A 2118-nucleotide genomic window follows, 5' to 3' on the forward strand; every position below is an offset into this window, starting at 1 on the left:
GCACCGGACTATGGCATCGAGCGCTTCTATTTGCCGGAAGGCGAGGGGATGGCGATCCAGAACGATATGCGGGTGCGGCCATTCGGCATCCGTCTTGCGCTCGCCGGCGACGGCACCGCGCAGATCAAGGCGCTGGTCGACGGCGACAAGACGCTGTTCGAGGAACCACTCTACTAAGTCCCTTATTTCCAGTGGTGTGAAGCATGCCCGTTAACCTGTCGAAGCGTGACGACATCAACCTCGACACTGTTTTCCGCGTCGCCTGGAAGAAGGACACGGTGACGATCGGCGAGAAGGCCTTGCAGCGCATCGCCGAATGCCGCGCTTCGTTTCTGAAGCTGATTGAATCCGATCCGCCACCGGTCATCTATGGCGTCACCACCGCCATGGGGGAATTGGCGAGCCGAAAGCTCGAACCTGACGAGCGTGATCGCCATGCGCGCATCAAGGCGTTTGCCGCCGCCACCTCGTTCGGCGATCCCTTGCCGGATCGCGTAGTCAGGGCAATCGTGCTTGCCCGTCTGACGAATTTCATCGAGGGCAACGCCGCCACAACGCCGCGCATCGCGCTTGCCGTGGCCGCTATGCTCGACGGTGAGCCGATGCCTGTCGTGCCGGCCTCCGGCCAAGGCGGTGCCGGTGAGATCCTGGCGCTCTATCCCTTGTTTGCAGAACTTTCGACGCGCTTCGATCTCGAGGTCAAGGAACGCGGTTCGCTCATCAACGGCTCGCCTTGCGCTGCTGCTCTGGTGGCCGACGCAGCGCTCGCGGCGCGCCGCCGCATCCGCATGGCGCAACAGGTGTTCGCGCTGTCGATCGAGGCGTTTCGTGCCCCGCTCGAACACTATGACGCCGCCCTCGACACGCTCTGGGGCGATGAGCATGAGGCCGCGGCCCTGCAGGGTTTGCGGGAATTTCTGGTTGGCGCCGGCGATGGGCGACGCAATTATCAGGCGCCGGTCAGCTACCGCATCGTGCCGCGCGTCCTCGGCCAGGCGCATCGTGCGCTGTCGTCGACCGAGCAGGCAGCCACTGTGTCGCTGGCCTCTATATCGGACAATCCGGTCTACATCCCGCCCGACGATGCACATCCGCTCGGCCGCTGCATCTCGACCGGCGGCTATCACAACGCCATGGTGACGCCGGCACTGGATGATCTGGCGGCGATATGGGCCGACATCTGCCTGCTTTGTGATCGCCACGCCTCCAAGCTGCTCAACGGCAAGGTGTCGCTGCTGCCCGATCTGCTGATGACCGCACGTCACTCAGCCGACAGCGACGGCCACGGCAATGTCGGCTACGTGCCGATGGCGATCACCGGCTATCTTGAGCAGGCCAAGCTGGCCGCACAGCGCACCTTCATTCCAGGAACGGAATCGGCCGGCGCGGGGCAGGACGATGTCGCCACGACGGCGTTCTTCGCATGGACCAAGGAGGCAACCGCCGGCCGCTGCGTCGATGCCGCCATGGCGATGCTGGCGATGATCGCCTCGCAGGCGCTGCACGTCACCGAACGGACGCCGCCGCCAGCACTGCGCTCCTTCGTCGATCAAATCAGAGCTATCGTGCCGCCTGTCGGCGCCGATCGTGTGCTGGGGCCGGAACTTGCCAGGCTGGCGGAATGGTTCACACAGAAAGTGTTCGAGGCGTAGAGATGCCAACAAGCCGTGGCTGGTGAAATTGGTGCGCCTGAACGGATAAAATTCGAACCGGTCCTCCTTCGCCAAGGCTTCGGAGGACGCTCCTTCGCTCTTCGAGCTTCAGGTGGCCCGCCACCCGAAGCTCGAAGAGAGAAAGGTGGTGCGGACGACGGGAATCGAACCCGTACGATCAGAGATCGAGGGATTTTAAGTCCCTTGCGTCTACCAATTCCGCCACGTCCGCAGGCCAGCCCTTTTCAGACGCCTGACACAGGCCGTCAAGTCGTGTTGTTGAGCGTTCGCCGAACGTGCAAACAGACGGGGCGGCTTGATGATACTGGCGCGATCACGGAATTATCGGCGCGGCGGGTAATGGTAGGATGCCTGTGTGGTGGATTTGATCCGCCAAGGCCGGCGCCTCTCAGGCCCAACCCATTCCCCCCGCCCACTGGGAGCGTCGGCCACCCTTCCATGAAAG

Annotated in this window: 2 protein-coding genes and 1 tRNA gene; 2 read left to right on the plus strand and 1 reads right to left on the minus strand. The window is 63.3% G+C overall.

Annotation, left to right across the window (positions count from 1 at the left end; translation table 11 throughout):
* Positions 1–177, plus strand: a 177-nt coding sequence (locus tag EN750_RS31305) for a GDYXXLXY domain-containing protein (RefSeq protein ID WP_145968093.1), incomplete at its 5' end; no start/stop codon positions are given.
* 26 nt (positions 178–203) lie between these two features.
* Positions 204–1652 carry an aromatic amino acid lyase gene (locus EN750_RS31310; RefSeq protein WP_127399019.1) on the plus strand — a complete coding sequence of 483 codons (1449 nt, stop codon included), beginning with the start codon at positions 204–206 and terminating at the stop codon, positions 1650–1652.
* A gap of 146 nt (positions 1653–1798) precedes the next feature.
* Here EN750_RS31310 and EN750_RS31315 read toward each other — a convergent pair.
* Positions 1799–1884 (minus strand) — tRNA-Leu (locus tag EN750_RS31315).
* Positions 1885–2118 lie beyond the last annotated feature (234 nt).

This window comes from Mesorhizobium sp. M7A.F.Ca.ET.027.03.2.1 (genome assembly GCF_003999175.1).
Classification (GTDB): domain Bacteria; phylum Pseudomonadota; class Alphaproteobacteria; order Rhizobiales; family Rhizobiaceae; genus Mesorhizobium.